The organism is Chitinophaga pinensis DSM 2588 (assembly GCF_000024005.1).
Taxonomy (GTDB): domain Bacteria; phylum Bacteroidota; class Bacteroidia; order Chitinophagales; family Chitinophagaceae; genus Chitinophaga; species Chitinophaga pinensis.
On the sequence record NC_013132.1, the window covers coordinates 2,500,322 to 2,518,123 of the forward strand.

General features: G+C 40.7%; 15 protein-coding genes, 1 other RNA gene and 2 pseudogenes. 11 read left to right on the top strand and 7 right to left on the bottom strand.

Annotated elements, in window-relative coordinates; genetic code table 11:
- Window positions 1-35 precede the first annotated feature (35 nt).
- Together ssrA and CPIN_RS10295 are read left to right on the top strand one after the other, a co-directional pair.
- Window positions 36-409, top strand: a transfer-messenger RNA (tmRNA) gene (gene ssrA / locus CPIN_RS37410).
- Window positions 410-839: 430 nt separating this feature from the next.
- A complete protein-coding gene (locus CPIN_RS10295; RefSeq protein ID WP_012789722.1) occupies window positions 840-1,217 on the top strand; it encodes a sensor histidine kinase in 378 nt (125 codons plus the stop codon).
- A gap of 110 nt (window positions 1,218-1,327) precedes the next feature.
- Here the strand turns inward: CPIN_RS10295 and CPIN_RS10300 are convergent, their stop codons facing one another.
- On the bottom strand, window positions 1,328-3,760 hold the full coding sequence (locus tag CPIN_RS10300) for a mechanosensitive ion channel family protein (RefSeq protein ID WP_012789723.1): 2,433 nt from the start codon (window positions 3,758-3,760) through the stop codon (window positions 1,328-1,330).
- A gap of 98 nt (window positions 3,761-3,858) precedes the next feature.
- Between CPIN_RS10300 and CPIN_RS10305 the strand changes: the two genes are divergently transcribed.
- The 4 genes from CPIN_RS10305 to CPIN_RS10320 are packed head-to-tail and all read left to right on the top strand — an operon-like array spanning window position 3,859 to window position 7,482.
- Window positions 3,859-4,689, top strand: coding sequence for a hypothetical protein (locus CPIN_RS10305; protein WP_012789724.1), 831 nt, complete (start codon window positions 3,859-3,861; stop codon window positions 4,687-4,689).
- Between the two features lie 11 nt (window positions 4,690-4,700).
- The gene (locus tag CPIN_RS10310; protein ID WP_012789725.1) at window positions 4,701-5,111 is read left to right on the top strand and encodes a DUF2846 domain-containing protein; all 411 of its coding nucleotides are present in this window, start codon (window positions 4,701-4,703) and stop codon (window positions 5,109-5,111) included.
- An 11-nt stretch (window positions 5,112-5,122) separates the two neighbouring features.
- Window positions 5,123-6,133: a DUF4421 domain-containing protein gene (locus tag CPIN_RS10315; protein WP_187294752.1), complete on the top strand. Its 1,011-nt coding sequence runs from the start codon at window positions 5,123-5,125 to the stop codon at window positions 6,131-6,133.
- Complete coding sequence (locus CPIN_RS10320) at window positions 6,133-7,482, top strand: DUF3943 domain-containing protein (RefSeq protein WP_012789727.1); 1,350 nt, start codon at window positions 6,133-6,135, stop codon at window positions 7,480-7,482. The genes CPIN_RS10315 and CPIN_RS10320 overlap by 1 nt, the downstream gene beginning before the upstream one ends.
- A 458-nt stretch (window positions 7,483-7,940) precedes the next feature.
- Here the strand turns inward: CPIN_RS10320 and CPIN_RS10325 are convergent, their stop codons facing one another.
- Both CPIN_RS10325 and CPIN_RS10330 read right to left on the bottom strand, forming a co-directional pair.
- A complete protein-coding gene (locus CPIN_RS10325) occupies window positions 7,941-9,206 on the bottom strand; it encodes a type II toxin-antitoxin system HipA family toxin (protein ID WP_012789728.1) in 1,266 nt (421 codons plus the stop codon).
- Window positions 9,196-9,534, bottom strand: coding sequence for a helix-turn-helix domain-containing protein (locus CPIN_RS10330; protein ID WP_012789729.1), 339 nt, complete (start codon window positions 9,532-9,534; stop codon window positions 9,196-9,198). Before CPIN_RS10330 ends, CPIN_RS10325 begins: the two co-directional genes overlap by 11 nt.
- Before the next feature lie 219 nt (window positions 9,535-9,753).
- On the opposite strand from CPIN_RS10330, the pseudogene CPIN_RS38615 reads away from it, so the two are divergent.
- Window positions 9,754-9,861: pseudogene (locus CPIN_RS38615) on the top strand (hypothetical protein); the annotation flags it as partial.
- 18 nt (window positions 9,862-9,879) lie between these two features.
- On the opposite strand, the gene CPIN_RS10335 reads toward CPIN_RS38615, so the two are convergent.
- Together CPIN_RS10335 and CPIN_RS10340 are read right to left on the bottom strand one after the other, a co-directional pair.
- Window positions 9,880-10,602: a LytR/AlgR family response regulator transcription factor gene (locus CPIN_RS10335; RefSeq protein ID WP_012789730.1), complete on the bottom strand. Its 723-nt coding sequence runs from the start codon at window positions 10,600-10,602 to the stop codon at window positions 9,880-9,882.
- A complete protein-coding gene (locus CPIN_RS10340) occupies window positions 10,599-11,651 on the bottom strand; it encodes a sensor histidine kinase (RefSeq protein ID WP_012789731.1) in 1,053 nt (350 codons plus the stop codon). Before CPIN_RS10340 ends, CPIN_RS10335 begins: the two co-directional genes overlap by 4 nt.
- Before the next feature lie 435 nt (window positions 11,652-12,086).
- On the opposite strand from CPIN_RS10340, the gene CPIN_RS10345 reads away from it, so the two are divergent.
- The 3 genes and pseudogenes from CPIN_RS10345 to CPIN_RS39575 all read left to right on the top strand — a co-directional run.
- Window positions 12,087-14,462: a TonB-dependent receptor gene (locus CPIN_RS10345; protein WP_012789732.1), complete on the top strand. Its 2,376-nt coding sequence runs from the start codon at window positions 12,087-12,089 to the stop codon at window positions 14,460-14,462.
- Between the two features lie 31 nt (window positions 14,463-14,493).
- Window positions 14,494-15,315, top strand: coding sequence for a DUF4249 domain-containing protein (locus tag CPIN_RS10350; protein ID WP_012789733.1), 822 nt, complete (start codon window positions 14,494-14,496; stop codon window positions 15,313-15,315).
- A gap of 94 nt (window positions 15,316-15,409) precedes the next feature.
- A pseudogene (locus CPIN_RS39575) lies at window positions 15,410-15,649 on the top strand (helix-turn-helix domain-containing protein); the annotation flags it as partial.
- Here CPIN_RS39575 and CPIN_RS10355 read toward each other — a convergent pair.
- Entirely contained in the window at window positions 15,595-16,341 is a 747-nt protein-coding gene (locus CPIN_RS10355; RefSeq protein ID WP_012789734.1) for an SDR family oxidoreductase, read from the bottom strand. The pseudogene CPIN_RS39575 and the gene CPIN_RS10355 sit on opposite strands and share 55 nt — an antisense overlap.
- A 100-nt stretch (window positions 16,342-16,441) precedes the next feature.
- Window positions 16,442-17,167: a nitroreductase family protein gene (locus tag CPIN_RS10360; protein ID WP_148230540.1), complete on the bottom strand. Its 726-nt coding sequence runs from the start codon at window positions 17,165-17,167 to the stop codon at window positions 16,442-16,444.
- Between the two features lie 31 nt (window positions 17,168-17,198).
- Here CPIN_RS10360 and CPIN_RS10365 point away from each other — a divergent pair, with 31 nt between their 5' ends.
- Entirely contained in the window at window positions 17,199-17,624 is a 426-nt protein-coding gene (locus tag CPIN_RS10365; protein WP_012789736.1) for a winged helix-turn-helix transcriptional regulator, read from the top strand.
- The last annotated feature ends 178 nt before the right edge of the window (window positions 17,625-17,802 follow it).

Consider the following 17,802-nt stretch of genomic DNA (forward strand, 5'->3'; position numbering starts at 1 on the left):
AATAGTCATATCTTTGTAAGCTGCGAAAGCAAACTGGGGTCGCCTGGTTTTGACAGCATAGATCTTTGAAAGTGTAAGCATGTCGTGCGTTGTATAATTAGCACGTAAATCTGAATATACAACCTTTAATTGGCGAATCTAACTACGCCATGGCTGCCTAATCAGCGATTAGCGCACCCATTTTGGCCGCCGCAGTTGCTGTCTGCTAGAACTGCCGCCGCCTAATCAAAACCTTAGCGGAATAGGTACTCATGGTTTCTGTGAGTGAGTACTGAAACTAAACGGATAAGGACCAGGCTGGTTAGTTGCGCCCCTGGCAAGGTCCCGACAAACTAATGCGTAAATAAGCATGTAGAAAGCTTTCGGCGGATATGTTTGGACGCGGGTTCGATTCCCGCCGACTCCACAAGCCAGATTTCCCATGTCGAAGAACTGGGAAAAAAATAAAAAAAGACAACTTTTAAAAGTTGTCTTTTTTTATGTCCATAACTGGCTGATTTTCAGCCAAAATAAGTCTGATGCGCTCATTTTAAGTGAAAGACATAAACACCTAGCCATCCACAATTGATCGCCTTCCTCAACATTTTTCATGAATAAGGGCCGGATTTTATGGATTTTTAGCGGAAGGTGACGGGAGTCGAACACTAATATCTGTAACCCGTATATAGTTTACTATGCTTTAGTTAGGTATAGGAATTTTGTTTATATGAATTACAATGCAGTTTGCTAACCACTGGTTAAATTTCGCAATATCTTGACTGTGTTTTTGAGTAGTCTTTTTATTTCCAGTACCTAGTTTTAGTAAGTCGATATGGTTTTGCCAAACAACCTCTGAGTAAATGACACAATTATTTAGAAACCTAATTTCGAATGCGTTGAAATTTAATTCCCGGGATAAAAATATTACTATTTCAATTACTGCCAGGGCTCTTAACAAGGAAGAAATAAAAGAACTACAGGAATTAGATCAACACGCAGACTATTATGCTATAACTATCCTGGACAATGGAATTGGTTTTGACCAGGCCTATGCAGAAAAAATATTTAATATTTTCCAGCGACTTTATGGAAACAAGGATTATACCGGAACTGGCGTAAGCCTGGCAATGTGCAAGGAAATTGTACTCAGCCATAATGGTGTATTCATGCACAGTCTAGTCCGGGGAATGGTGCTGCTTTACTATCATATTACCTGGAAAAAGATAAAACGCGTATAAAAGGAATTAGGTAACCTCACTCTATCATAGACCTGCTGCAGTTTTAATATTTCCTTAATTACCGGGTTCTAAAGCCTGAAGTTATATTGGTCGGCCTGATAATGGCATTACTAATGAAATGTAATATCGTTTTGCTGAAATGCTTTTTGAATGGCGATAATCAGGTCGCTTTTTGTAGTAATGTCGTTTCGGTAGTCATTCAGCCAATATATAACTTTTACATTAATTGAACTGTTGACAAATTCGTCAAAAAGTACCAGAGGTTTCTTTTGTTTTGATATCCGGTCATCTGAATCTAAAACTTTCTGTAGTAATACCTGCACTTTTTCAAGATCTGAGTTTAAAGCAACGTTTACTGTTAACTGCATGCGCCGCCGGTTGCCGCCGAGCGTCCAGTTTATGAGATGAGAATTAAGCAGATCTCCGTTTGGCATCACCATATTCGCCCCGTCCCATGTTGATAAGACACTACTGCGAAATCCTATTGATTTCATGACGCCGGATTGTTTATCAATCTCGACAATATCACCGACATTTACAGGTTTTTCAAACGCTATAATAAGTCCACTAACAAGATTGTGCACCAGTGTTTGTAAACCAAAGCCTATCCCAACTCCTAAAGCACCAAGAATGATAGCTAACTTGTCCATAGGAATACCGGCTGCGGCAAAGGATAGTAGCAACCCTAAAGTGATAATGAATATTCTGATTAATAATAGCCAGCTTCCAATTCCGGTGCCTTCAGTTTTACCAGGATGTTCATTATTGAGATGGCGGTCAGCTGCAAAGTAAGAGACAATTCGTGATATCACTACTGACAGCCCCATAATGAGCACAAATAAAAGCAGCGTATTGATTGTAAATGTATAGTCCCCAACACTTCGTTCTTCAGAAAGCAAAGTTTGAACCGGCCCGGTGACCAGGTGGAATGCGTAAAAATTACGGCCAAACAATATAAACCAGCCAACTATAAGAAAGAGATAAAAAAGCTTTGGCGCCCTGTTGCCGATACGTTGGAAGTTAAGATAGAAAAGTTTTCTGTCCTGTGTTGAGTAGATATTAAATGCAAGCTCCAGACCTTCATTTATCAGGCGTACAGTCCATAGAAACATGATCGCTATTACAACGTTAAAGTAGCCGCTTGTTAGCAGTGTTTTAGATAAATTATAGCGTCCGTAACAGTTTGCTATTATGGAGGCAAGTTCAAGAAGCAGGAGAAAGCCGATAAAATAAATGATCCATTGCTCTCTTAGCTGGCGCCAGTTCTTTCGCTTGTTAAATACTATCCAGGTAACCAAGATACCGGAGGCAGCCAGCATAAACATGAACCATCTCTCTATTCTCGATGCCTGAAGTATTAAATTGTTCACGCTGGCCGCGATAAACAGTGAAAATAAAGCTATCCAGATCTTCATCCAGTAGCCAATGATGAAACGACGGAATAACAGCGTCAGTGAGACGGCCGAAACTGACCATAGTAAGGCATTAAATGCGAACGGTGGCGCCGGAAAAATGAATTGAAAAACGTTTACTATTATAAGTATTGCCGTCAGTACCGGATATCTCAACACCAGTTGGCCCTCATAGTCATTTCTTATTAAATCACGCTGACGATATATTGTTTTCAGTGATCGGATGTATAGAGTGGTCATGAAGATGAGGAACAGCATGAACAGGATTTTCCCATAGTTATTCTGTGCATAGAACCGGAATGTAAGCCAGCTTTTTGCAAGTGAATAACCAAGTATTGTCGTAAATGATCTGTCGTAGGTTGTTGGCTGCCACAAATACGTAAACTCCCTGCTCCATGTCCGGCGATGGAGCTGACGCTGATACAGCTCTAGCTCATCAATACTGGTAGTTAACCGGTACGATTCCATGTTGACCTTCGTTTGCAGTGCTTCAACATCAATCATCGCCTTCTGCAGAATGCTGTCGGCTGGCGAGATCTCACGGGCAATGGTGGCAAGTTTACCAAGATATTTTGTTAGTGCAGCTGAATCACCCGGGAATGCAAACATCATTGAATCACTCGCCAGAGAATCAATCTGAAAACGAAAATTTGATAGCTTATGATGGTAATTGTCAAGTTCAGTTTTATGATGCGAGATACGTTTCTGCAATACCCCTAACAGGTTATAAGAAGTAGTAAGGTTACGATAAGTTTGAGCGCTACCCATATTAACAAAGATTCCATCTCCGGCAATGGCATGCCATTCACTTATTTTTGAGATATCCCCGCTGATGCCAACGGTATCAATGCCATTCTTCAGATAGGTCTTTGCATGCTGCATCGTCTTCTTCAGGTTCTCAAAGATTTCATTCTGTACTATACCCGCTTTATCTGCATTTCGTTCATTAATGGTTTGCTGGTGAGTGGCCGCTGCAAATTGCTGCATCTTGCTAACGAAATTGCTGTGTGCGCTATCTTCCTGCTTTTTTAAGCTGTTAGATTGCCGGGAACTATCATTGTCCAGCACTTGTGCATGTGAGAAGACTGGCAGTAAAGAAAGAATCAAAACCAGGTGAGGTAAACGAAACATATGTATTATTAAAATGTGTTTCTTATATTTGATCTTTTGGTAATTTACGCTACTTTTGAGTAGAGCCCAAGTTATTTTCCATTTGTTACTGTAATCTCATGAAACATATATTCTGTCTGTCATTCCTGCTTGTTGGCTACTTTGCAGGCTTTGGCCAAACTACTAAAAAAAGTGATGTTATTGTTAGAAGTAATGGAGATATCCTAAATGGTGAAGTTCATGAAATAACTGACAGCACTATACGCTTCACCTATAGTGGAGAGAAGTTGGTTTATACAATAAAAAAATCTGATATTCTTAAGATAACATTTGCCAGTGGCAGAACTGAGGCATTTAACAATATGGCTCCACAGGCATCTTCTACTCAGTCGGCACCTGCTCCGCAGCCACAGGCGGCCATGGAAGATACCCGTAATAAGGTCGCTATATTGCCATTCTCTTTCGTAAAGGATGGACAAAATTTAGCCGAAGAAGTAAGTGAAGAAGTCCAGAATGAATGTTATGCCATGCTTGGTAAACACGCAGGCGTACATACCTTGATGAGTCCCCGTGCTACAAATGTTGCCTTAAATAAGGCAGGCATCAACAGATCGAATATCAAAAACTACTCTATGTCGGAACTCTGTCAGATCCTTGGCGTTGAATATGTTATTGATGGCATGATTTCCCAGAACAGAACAACACAAACCAACTACGGAACAACCTCATATAGCGACAAGAGTAAGGATGATGATAAGAAGAAAAGTGGTACTGCCAGCACCTATTCGACAAACGTACAAAATTACCAGACTGTTATGGACATGAAGATCTATAACGAAAAGAGCGAGATCATTTATAATCAGAACAGAAAAGCGTTCTGGCAGACAGAAGATGCTTATAAAAACACGCTTGAATATTTGATAAAACGCTGCCCGTTATATACCAAATAACCTCAATTTATATGAAATTATTTATTTTTCTAATCGTCTTTGTCGCTACATGTTTCTATACGCAAAAGTTGCACGCCCAATCTGGGTCAGGACAACTTTATTTTATTCGGGCCACTGGCTATGTGGCGTCCGCAGTTAACTTCAGGTTGTATATTGATGGTAGCCTCAGGTGCAAATTGAAAAATAAAACATACTCTGTTCACACATTGCCGGCCGGTAAGCATACAGTATTCGCACAAAATTCAGGTCTGGGCTCAAGAAAGCGTTCTAAGCCATTTGACGTAACAATTGAACAAGGAAAGATAACTTATGTTGATGTAATCTGGGCAAATGATGTCTCCTGTGAGGAAATAACCAGCAGCTCAGCAGAAAAGAAACTCAAAGGCCTGAAACAGACAACTGCGTGCAATACAAAAGAATAATATGTTTAGTCTTGCGCATTACATTAACAATACTGTTTTTATTGTCTTTTAAGATCGTGCCAGTACACGGACAACAAGCTGACACCAGGAGAGTGAATGATAGTCTATGGATTCAGCGTTTTGACGATCAGATCATTACTAAACTGGCTATCATCAATACTGCTGAAATCCTTGCCGTTGAGGGAGACAACTTTAAGAATGTACTGAAGCCTAATCCTTCGGAGATATTCAGGGCCTACTTCAACTATCGGTTTTTATCTTTTTATGTCAGCCATACTCCCCATTTTCTGCCAGGCAATAATGATGATGATATAAAGGGACGTACCAGCGGCATCGGCCTGGGAACTTCGTTCAATTTCCGTAACTGGTTTACCGATATTTTCTATTCACATACTAACGGTTACTACCTGTCTAATATAAAAGACTATCGGCCTGACTGGCAGCCCGGTGATCCATATTTTTTGTTGCCTGATCTGACTGTAAACAGTTTGTCCGGTTCCATCGGTTACAACACCAACCCGCATCTGTCCCTGCAGTCAACTGTATCCCAGACAGAAAGGCAAATCAGGTCTGCGGGTGCATTTTTGCCAAAGATTTCATACAGATATTATACAATTAATAGCCCTGGCATTACGTTTTCGCAAAAGTCAAGAAATATTCAGGCATTAATTGGTGCAGGATATCAGTATACTTTCGTTCTACGAAAAGCATTCTATGTGACCGGTAGCTTCACACCCTCTTTTGGTTACATTTTCTACAGACTGCAAACACAAAATGGCGCTGACTATGGAGTTAGTCATGCCCGTGGCCCCATCTATCAATGGGATGCATTATTGGGAACAGGATATAGCGGCAACCGTTTTTTCGCCGGCGCCTACCTTACCGCTACATCATCTACCTATGCCCAGGGACTGACAACCGCCGTAAACCAGGACGGACAGATCTACTTTCAGTTATTTGCAGGCATCAGACTTAAAGCGCCGAAAATTCTTGAGAAGAACTATGATAAAATATTCCATTGATGGGTAAATCGCTTTTACTTATTCTGTCATTTATTTTTTCAAGTGCCGGCCTTTTTGCGCAAGTGCCGTTTGATAGCCTGTATAAACCCAAAAAGAGATTTGCACGCGCCGCAGGGGAACTGATCGTTACACAACTGATCCCCTGGTCGTTTAACCGTTTTGCCCGCAATGCCGAGTTTGCGAAAGTCAGTTTCAAAAGTATCGGGGAAAATTTAAAACCCTCAAGCTGGGAATGGGATGATAATAATTTTAAGACAAACCAGTTTGCTCATCCTTATCATGGTAATCTTTATTTCAGCACGTTTCGCAGCAACGGATATTCTTTCTGGCAGTCTGCTCCTGCTGCATTTGCCGGCAGCTTTATCTGGGAAATCGCGGGTGAGACCCACAAGCCAGCTCCCAATGACTTTATTAATACCAGCCTCGGTGGCATCGCTTTAGGAGAGATGACTTACCGGCTGGCGAATAAAATTGTTAACAATCGTGCTACAGGCGCTAAACGTCAATTACAGGAAGTAATGGGACTTGTTATCAATCCGGTAAATGGACTGAACCGCATTTTAAATGGACAATGGGGACGGGTATACGGCGTACCTGATAGCTCCGGAAGGATAACAGCGTATTTAAATGTAGGGTTACGACATTTCAATATTCATTCCCTTGAACAGTACACAAATGGTCACAACGAGTTGTATTTACGTCTGAGACTTCAGTATGGAGATCGGTTCAGGGTGAGTAGCACCCCATTTGAGAGCTTTAATGCCATCGTCGAAGCTGGTGCTGGTGATTCAGCCTATCTGAATACAGTTCAGGTAACAGGGGCATTAAAAACCTGGACACTTCGCGAGGACAGCAGTCAGCGGCATCTGTATACCGTTGCCATGAACTATGACTTTATTAAGAATAATGCATTTGAATACGGTGGACAAAGTTTCATTTTCAAGTTATTATCAGATTGGCGCGCCAATCGTAAAACAAAAATCTATACAGAAATTGGTAGCGGTATCGTTGTATTAGGTGCTGTTCCCGACAAATATCTTTACTATGGAGAAGGCCGTAATTATGACTATGGTCCAGGTATACAACTAACAGCGGCAGGTGGTATTAACTTTCATGAATGTGTTGAAGTAGAGCTGAATTATAAAGGTAGCAGATTTAAAACGCTTAACGGTAGTAAGTCTACTTATATCTTAAATACACTTTCGGCAGACATGAGAGTCTACCTTCCAAAGAATTTTTCACTTGCCGCCGGTGTTGGACAATACACGCTCAATGGGTTTTATCGGAAATTGAGCAATATATCCGAAGTCTATCCCTTTGCCCGTTTTTCAGTAGGTGTAAAACTGTGATTAATGAGCTTGATACTTTACTTAATGCTCAGGATTGTATGTTATTATTTTGAAGAGCTCCCGGATTATTAAGTGAACTAAGTTCTTGCACACAAACATAGGAACGTGTTGCGTTTCCTAGAGCTCAACTCGTTTTTTAACTTATGTTAAGTAGAAGTCCTAATGCGTAAAATTTATTTTATAAAGTATTAATAATCAATGTTTAATAATGAAAACCGTTTAAGGTCCTGGAGGAATTGGTTCGACTTCAATACCTCGAAGTCCACGTCGAAGAAATCCCACTTTCACCTATGTGGGAGAAATATTAACAGCTACTGGTTTTCCGGTAGCTGTTTTTGTTTTGTGTTTATTTAATTTGTAATCAGTTGTTTAATCCCCTTTTTATTATAATTTATCCAAAATGTGCCATATTAATTTTATAAGAGTAGGAGCAGGAACAAAATAGATAGCAGTTACATCTAGATCTGGTCTGTAAAGGCGTTTTCCATTAAATCCTGTTCTCTTTTAGATAGACCTATCTTAACAGCATATTGACGCCAGTCTTTCACCGCAGATAATACTTTCGCAATGATCTCTTCGCCTTGTTTTTTAGTTATCCGGAAATAGGGTGCAACAGATCGAACTAAATCCAGGTCCAGAGAGTTGTCGTTATCCGATATGTTGAGTGTAAGTCCTGTACCATCAGCAAATGGATTGACATCATAAACCGGAGAGAGTCTCCAGCCTTCTGCTGTCAATAGGAAACCATGATTACGCAAGTGATCATCTGTGTTTTTGATGCTTACATATAGCACAATTCTGCGCCAGAGTTCTTCCAGATCCTCATCGACCTTCGCGCCATTTTTAATAAGGAATTCAGCCAGCTCCAGATAACTAACGCCGGTAGTATAATCAGCACCATCCGTATATCCAAGCATAGTCATTGCTGAAGCAAAGTGTATCCTTCCTCCATTGGCAGTACGGTCAAAGCGATTGCTTAAAAATGTGTGATGCTTGCCGGAGAATTTTTGTGCTTTAAAAGGAGATACATTTATACCTGCTGCCTCGGCTATTTCCATAGCAACAGCTTCCCATCCGCCAATATCAACCTCATCATTGCCACTTGGAAATTTGGCAATCCATAACTGACCTTCCGGGTCTCTTACCCCCGCCTTTGGACGTGCACCACCTAGTGACGATCCAGGAGCCATCAACATGTTCAGCCATCTCAATGCTTCATCGTCATCAAAATCATCCTGCTCCAATTGTTTGCTGGCTTCTTCAAGTTCCCGCAGTGATGCCCATGGTGGCGCTGCAAGCATTTGTTCACCGCTTACAAAATCTCCATCTGGATCTAATTTGAAACGTAATGCGCCAATTCGATGTTCATCATAAACACCTAACAAATAATCGGACTCAAACAGCGTTACTTGTTTGCGATCTTCTTTGCGCGCCATTATTGCTTCCCGTCTTTTCATTAGGACACGTCCCCATCTGTCGGGAGAAGAATCGAGAAACAAACCAAAGTTGTGCTTCTCGCCTGTACTATATTGTCGCCCTCCATAAAAACTAAGATCAGGGTCTAAGACCTGGCTATTGCCGGACGCCAACCATTCAGCTGAATATTCAAAAGAAAAAATTTCCTTTCCTTTGTTATGGACACTATTGAGCATGCCCATCAGTAAAGGGGCATCATTTAATTCCTCCCAATTTGCATATACATATATCGTCTTATCAGTCGGCATCTTCTCCTGTTTGTTTTTTGTTTCTTTTTGGAGCGCGTTTTTTGGTGATCAATCCAATATCCTGCAGCTTACGACCCAATTGATCGTCTTCTGCCAGTTTCAAAAAGTCATTCTCCAGATTTAATACGAATAACACCATAAAGTAATTGCCCAGGGATACAGAAGGTGATCCATTTTCAATTTGCCAGACTGTCCCACGACTAAGCCCGGCCCTCTCTGCGACTTGAGTCGTACTAAATTTTCGCCTTCTTCTCGCAAGTTTGATGTTTTCTCCCATCTGCTCCATTACCTTACGAGCCCTGGGTAACATAGTTATGGACTCTTTCATAAATTATAATGTTTAATATTGTTAACAAAATTAGGTATTTTGTTTGTTATAATGAACATTATAATGTTTGTATTTTTTGTAGGCCATCTTGGACTTGTCTGGAACGTGGCTGTGATGATCACATCACTGAAATATGAATATCGAACCCGATATGGAAGAAATTTAATGGAATTCAGCATAAGAATAAACGCGGGATAGCCTAGAAGCAACGCCAGGCAAACAGCCTACCGGAGCGTTAACAGCATTATGCTGCACATGTATTGGGAAATTGGCAGGCTGATAGTGGAAGATGAGCAGCAGGGGGAGACGCTTGCCAGGCGCAGCTAGTAGCCCTCTTTAAATTTATCACTTACCTAAAATTTTCCTTGTTACAAATTCATTAAAGAAGTGATCCCTGTAAATATTGCCGATCGGTATTTCGTTTTTCCCTATGTATACCGTATTGTTATCAACAGAATCTATGTTGTTTACATTGATGATATAAGATTTACTGACCCTGACAAAAAAACTTTTTGGAAGCAGATCATGAATAGTTTTGATATTCATCAGGGTGATCACTTTTTGATTTGCTAAATAAATGATCACATAATCTTTTAGGCCTTCAATATAAAGTATATCGCTGAAATGGACTTTGAATATTCTTCGTTCTGATTTTACAAAAAAATAGTCAGTGGTTATATTTTCTATGTTGCTGTTGGCATGATCGGTATGGAATAATTTACAATACGTCTGTGCCTTTTCAACCGCTTTTTGAAAGCGCTCCAGTTTTACAGGTTTGATCAGATAATCGATAGCGTCTACGTCATAACTCTCGGAAGCAAATTCATGAAAAGCGGTGGTAAACACCACTAAGGTGGTTTTCGGAATGGTTCTGGCAAATTCGATACCATTCACTCCCGGCATCTGAATATCAAGAAATATCAGATCTACAGCATTTTTTTCCAGGAAAGCTTTGGTAGCTTCTGCTCCGTTAAATGATCCTATCGCTTCCAGATTGTCTGTCTGGTGAACCAGTTTTTGGATCGCTTGTCTTCCTAACGGTTCATCATCTACGATTATACAGTTCATTTTTTTAAATTTAAAAGTAAGGTAACGCAGTACATTTCCTGATTGTCTTCTATTGTCAAAGTGTGCGAGGACGGGAATAGTAATTCTAATCTTCTTTTGATATTTACCAGACCTAATCCTCCGGACTTATTAACAGCTTTCACCGCGGGTTTCGAATTTACGCATTTAAAAAAAAGCTCATCGTGGCCCACATCAAAATATAAATTCAGATAGGATAACTTCGCTGAGTCGTTATTATGTTTTACGGCATTTTCGACAAATGATATGAATAATAAGGGAGGCACCTGAACACCGCTCAATTCACCTTCTTTGGATATTAAAAAACTGAAATTATCCCGTCTGATTTTCTCCAGGTTCAGAAAATCTTCTAAAAAATGGACCTCTGAAGTTAGCAGAACTTTATCTCTTGAGCTGTCATAAAGCTGATAACGAAGCAAATCACTTAGTTTTACCAATACCTGTGAAGCTTTTTGGGGATCATCCTCAATTAATACGTTGGCATTGTTGAGCATATTAAAAAGGAAATGAGGATTGATCTGATTCTTGAGCTGTTCCAGTTCACTATTGGTATTAGCCAATGCCAGGTCATGGATCAGCTGTGCATCAGATATCCACCGTTGAAATAACTTAATTGCTGCCGATGCTATGATAAGCACCATCGTCATAAAAGAAAAAGTAAAAAAGTTAATGTTGTCGTCCTCATTAGGCAATAGATCCCGTTTAAAGGAATCAGCAAAGACTTCGTGAACATAATACGAAATGACCATGCCTGAAAGCACAAAAACACCATAACTCAGATATTTGTTTCTGAACAAAAATCCGGGAACAAAAAAATACATGTTACTGTAGGCTATCAGGATTATCTGAAAAAAAATGACCAGTCGGTTATAGGTCTCAAAAGGTTCTACATAGTCCGCCGGACTGTAATATAAAACAACAATACAAAAGATGATCAGTAAGATATGCCGCAGAAAACGGTATTTTTCTGAAATGATCAACTGAAGCATCCAGTTAGCATCCATAGTTTTTTCGTGTAAAGGTTTACCCATAAATTTAAATCTCAGGCAAATCAAGCGATCCTCCGGAATTAAATAACGTATACTATACAAAAGCCCTTTAATTATATACCAAAATAACATTTACAGGCAATATCCATTCTCTGAGGGGCAATTACATACCCGCCGATCTGCCGCTTACAGGGACGGCATTGGAAAAAAGAGCCTTCTGCAATTAAGCGGAAAGCTTTACCTGGCCGGGCAGCTTTACCGGACTGCAAAAGCTGGCAGAACTACCGGCGATATTTGAATATAAAAAGTATGCTACTGTAACGCAACTGTTACTGAAATCTTGCTGCGCATTTATTTTTCTATATGTAATAGCTGCTTTGATATATAAAGCGGCATGTTTCGTATAAATAAAAATCGCGGGTTCTGTAAAAATATAGTTTAGCCGAAAATTATAGCATTTAACTCAAACTTTTATAAATGAAAAGCAGAATCCTATCCGTGCTGATACTTTTTTTTGCGTCGGTATCCTATGCCTATTCGCAGGAAAGAGTTACCCTTAGCGGCACGATCTCAAACAAGTCCAATACCGAAACACTCATTGGCGTAAGCATATATATTCCGGAAGCGAAAGTAGGTTTGACGACTAATTCCTACGGATTTTATTCCACAACATTGCCTAAAGGAAACTATACTATTATCCTGACCTACGTGGGTTATGATCGCCTGGAAGAAAGTATCACACTCACCGAAAATACAAAAAGGAACTTCGGGATGACGGAAAGCAGCAAAACCCTCGATGAAGTTATCATTAAGAATAATACTCCGCAAGCTAACATTCGCAAACCTGAAATGAGTACCAATAAGCTATCTATCGCCACGATCAAAAAGATGCCGGCAGTTTTGGGTGAGGTAGATATTCTTAAATCGATCTTACAGCTTCCCGGAGTTACTAATGCCCAGGAAGGTGCGACGGGATTTAACGTAAGGGGCGGATCTGTGGATGGAAACCTGGTGTTGCTTGATGAAGCCGTTGTATATAATACCTCGCATTTATTCGGCTTCTTTTCTGTCTTCAATGCTGATGTGATCAAAGACCTGAAACTTTATAAGGGAGGCATCCCTGCTAATTTCGGCGGACGTATATCATCCGTACTGGATATTTATCAAAAAGAGGGGAACAACAAGGCGTATCATGTAAACGCGGGTATCGGATTAGTCTCAAGCCGATTGCTTGTTGAAGGTCCTATTGTTAAGGATAAAAGTTCTTTTGTGGTTGCGGGGAGAGGATCTTATGCACATCTCTTTTTGAAAATGGCAAATGAACCTAATTCAGCTTATTTCTACGATCTGAACACCAAGTTTAATTACAAATTAAATGATAAGAACAATGTATTTGTTTCGGGATACTTTGGTAACGACAACCTGAATTTTAATAACAGTTTCATCAATACCTATGGCAACAAGCTTTTCAATCTAAGATGGAACCATATATTCTCCAACAAGATATTTTCTAATGCATCTGCCATTTACAGTGATTATGACTACCAGATCAAGATCAAGACCATCGGTTTGGATTGGAAAGCAGAGGTGAAAAATTACAATTTTAAATATGATTTCAAACATTATGTTTCTAATAACCTCACTTTAAATTATGGCATTAATACAATTTATTACAATTTCAATCCCGGAACGATCAAGCCTTATGGAACGGCTTCAGCAATCAATCCGGACCAGTTGGCTAAAAAATATGCTTATGAAAATGCAGCCTATATCAGTGCCGACCAGCGTCTCTCTGATAAATTATCTGTCAATTATGGGCTCCGCTACAGCAACTTTCAAAGAGTAGGCGCGCAGGAAGTCTATACCTATGCCAATGACCAGCCGGTTATTTATAATAAGGAGTTTCATATTTATGAAGAGGCTGATCCGACAGGAACGGCCAACTATAAGAAAAATAAAAAAATAGCCAGCTTTGATAACCTGGAACCAAGGGTCGCTCTTGCTTATTCGCTGAACAATGACAATGCTATCAAGGCCAGCTACAATAGAATGAGCCAATATGTTCATTTAATTTCCAATACCGCATCTGCCACTCCGCTTGATATATGGGCTCCTTCTGACAAATACCTTAAACCAGAGATCTTAGATCAGGTGGCGCTGGGATACTTCCACAATTTTAAAGACGGCAGGTATTCTCTGGAAACTGAAACATTCTATAAGAAAATAAAAAACAAAGCGGACTATATAGACGGTGCAGACCTGTTGGGTATTGATGCTATAGAAAGAGTGCTTTTGAACGGCGAGGCAAGGGCGTATGGCCTGGAACTGATGTTGAAGAAAAATACAGGTAAACTGACCGGCTGGGTTTCTTATACACTTTCTAAAGCGCAACAAAGAACACCGGGCAGAAATGCAGATGAGCCGGGTATAAACAATGGAGAATGGTATAGGGCGAATTACGACAAATTGCATAATCTATCTGTTACCGGCGCTTATTCGGTAAGCCCCAAATGGTCTTTCGGCGCTATTCTCACTTTTCAAACCGGAAAAGCAGCGACATTTCCTAATGGAAAATATCTATACCAGGGTGTTACTGTTGCGAATTACGGAGCAAGAAATGGGAATTCTTTATCTGCGTACCACCGCTTAGACGTATCTGCGACCTACACACCCAAACCCAACAAGAAAGAAGGCTGGCAGGGAGAGTGGAATTTCAGCATCTACAATCTTTATAACAGGAATAATGCAGCATCGTATTCTTTCAGACAGAAAGAAGAAACGGGAAGAAGCGAGACAAGAAGAATATCCATTTTCGGCATTGTTCCAAGCATAGCCTACAACGTGAAATTTTAAAAACACTTTCCTACTTTAAAAAAGATACAAAATGAAACTACTTAAAATAATGCTCATACCATTTGTGGCACTGCTTGCAACAGGATGTGAGAAGGTTATTACTGCGGATCTTACAACAGCGGCGCCAAGACTGGTTGTAGATGCCTCTATTGACTGGGTAAAGAATACAGCCGGCAATGAGCAAAAGATCGTGTTGTCCACAACAACGGGTTATTACAGTTCCGAATTTCCGAGTGTTTCCGGAGCAGTGGTTACGGTAACCAACGCAACAAATTCAGTTTTTAACTTTGTAGAAGCGCCCGGAACAGGGCAATACATTTGCACCAATTTCCTTCCTGTTATCGGCCAGACCTATAATTTAAAGATCATTTTGAACGGGGAGACCTACACCGCTTCAGAAACCTTTACCCCGGTTCCTAAAATTGAGGATAACATTGATCAGAACAACAAGGGAGGCGAGGCCGGCGATGAAATGGAGATAACATTTTACTATCAGGACGATGCCCGCCAGATGAATGCTTACCTGAACAGCATTACTCAGCCTTATTCAGTGTTCCCTGAGCTTGAAGTAGAGGACGATGAACATACCAACGGTAATTTAATGCAGGAATCCTATTCACATGAAAAATTAAAAGCCGGTGACCAGGTAGACATCAAATTGTACGGAATCTCAAAAGACTATTATAATTATATGTTCAAATTGATAGTGGCCTCCGGTAATGACGGCAATCCATTCCCTACCATACCAAGTGCCGTTCGCGGAAATATTGTCAATCAGACCAATAGCAAAAATTACGCTTTGGGGTATTTCAGGCTGGCAGAAGTAGCTACCAAAAGCTATACCATCAAATAACCAGGTTTGGTGAGCGGAGTAAAGATCCGTTAAACAGTACAATGACACGGTGCGCTGGATATACTGCATCCATTTGTGAGTTGATGCAGCAAAGTCAATGATGTTTAACAGTGATAAATCTATTGGTGAAATTGCTTTTGATTTGGACTTTACATATCCTGCACATTTTACCAGACTTTTTAAGTTAAAGACCGGTACGACACCAAATGAATTCCGGTCTTTAACTCAGGGAGTGAAATGTTGTGAATCACCTTTATTCAGTACTGTTGAACCACTCAATCAAAATAAGCCTTGGTTAAAGCTTTCTACTGCTGCAACAGGGTTTGCAAAATAGGCGTCGCGCTGCTTTCCGGTTTCACCGACATAGATCTCGTACCGGTCTTCCTCAAGACCATAATACAGGTCTTCGGCTACGACCTGTGGCGGTAAGCCATTTTGTTCGCCACCCATGTCTTTCGTGGCATCTGTGTTGATGAGCGAAGGCATCACTTCAAACACTTTAATGTTGGTATCCTTTGACAGGCTTAATCTCAATGCGACAGTATGGGAATGCAGGGCAGCTTTTGAGTCTGAATACGTCGGCAGCACTAATAAAGGATGGAAGGTCACATTGGATGTGATATTGATGATCGCTGCCTCCGGCTGCTTTTTGAGCAATGGCAGCAGCGCTTCTGTCAGTCTTACCGGCGCGAAATAGTTGGTTTCGAATTCCTGTTTTGATTTTTCATACGCACGCGCATCTTCAGATAGTTTGTACAAATTGGCTACGCCTGCATTATTGATCAACACACTTAAACCATCGTAATCGGTATTAAGTCTTGTGACCAGGTTATTAACGGCCTCCGCATTGGTGACATCGCAGACGATGTAGTCAAGCCCTAAAGTTTTGGCGGCTTTTTCAATTTTAGCAGCATTGCGACCGGAGAGAATCACTTTATTCCCTTTTTCGCTTAATAATTTTGCTATAGCGTATCCAATGCCGGAACCGCCGCCGGTTACGAGGACTGTTTTACTCTGAATATTCATAGTTTATTAATATTTTGATGAATGAATTTTTTGTCTGTTAGGTTAGCGCAGGAACAGTTCCCGGTGGCTGGCTATCTTTGATATTTGCATTATTTATCCCCTATAATTCTTTTAAAATTTTAGATGCAGGCTTGCCTGCCAGCTTATCTTTGACGCCTGCAAAAAATGCCTGGGTGTAATCTGCGGCCAGATGATCCTTCAGCGCTTGCTGGGATTTGAATACTTCAAAGAATACCAGTGTATTTGGATCGTCCTGTTTAACTGTTTGGTAGAACACTTCTACGCCATCGATACCTGCCTCAGCGGCAGCGCTTACGAATACTCCTACGGCTAGAAAAGCTTGCTTCTCTGCCCATACAATGCGCTGGTTATAATCCAGCTTGCTTAGCACGGTGTTCACAAACTGTTCGCGTGCTTCAAGATTTTTGCGTTCGGTTTGCCGGGCAATAGCCGCCTTGTCGATATAACTAGCCACTGTTTTTTCATCTATATCCGTTTCTACCGCCAGTACCATTACATGTGCACCTGTTGTAATTTGCGGCTGGCCATGGGCTGCCCGGCTAATTTCTTCCAGCTTCGCCTTGTCTTCAATTAAAAGGAATTTATAGGGCTGCAGGCCAAAGGAAGACGGCGCCAGCCGCACTGTTTCAGTCAGATCAGCCAGCACCGCAGGGTCGACTTTTCTGGCGGTATCATACTTTTTTGTCGCATAACGCCATTCAAATGACTTAACTAATGACATCACTCTAATTTTAGGTTTGCGTATTATTTTGTATTTTTGCTTGTAAATTGCAAGTAAAACAAAGGTATAGATATTTGCTTGCAAAAAACAAGTATTTTTTTAAAATTTATTTTTCATGAAGAAAATTGAACCACGGTCTGGGTGCCCGATTAGCTTCACGCTGGATTTTCTAGGGGATAAATGGACACTGTTGATTCTGCGCGATATGGTAGTTGGTGGTAAAAGCAGCTATGGCGATTTCCTGAGTTCCAATGAGAAGATTGCGACCAATGTGTTGGCAGATAAGTTGAATAAGCTGGAAGAGTATGGGTTTGTAACAAAGAAGGTGTCGGCTGAAAAAAAGAATAAGTTCCTGTTCACGTTAACTAAAAAGGCAATTGACCTGGTTCCGATTATTATGGAGATGACGATCTGGGGGTCTACCTATAATCCGCCGGGTAACCCGGAGCTGTTAAAAGCGCTGACTGAAGATAAAGAAGGCACGATCAGGCAATACCAGCAAAAGCTTGTCCAGGTATTAGATGCGGGCGCGAAGGTCTAAATATGTGCATATCATTTAATTGAGTTGTACCGGCACAGAGGCGGGCTATTTCTGAAGTTTGTATACAGTTATCTCAATGAGTTCATGCACTAAAAAAATGATTAAATTACTGGGATCTGGGGTATTCACCGGACCTGAGAAGACTTCTTTCCTGTGATAGCGGGCTACCGTATTGCAC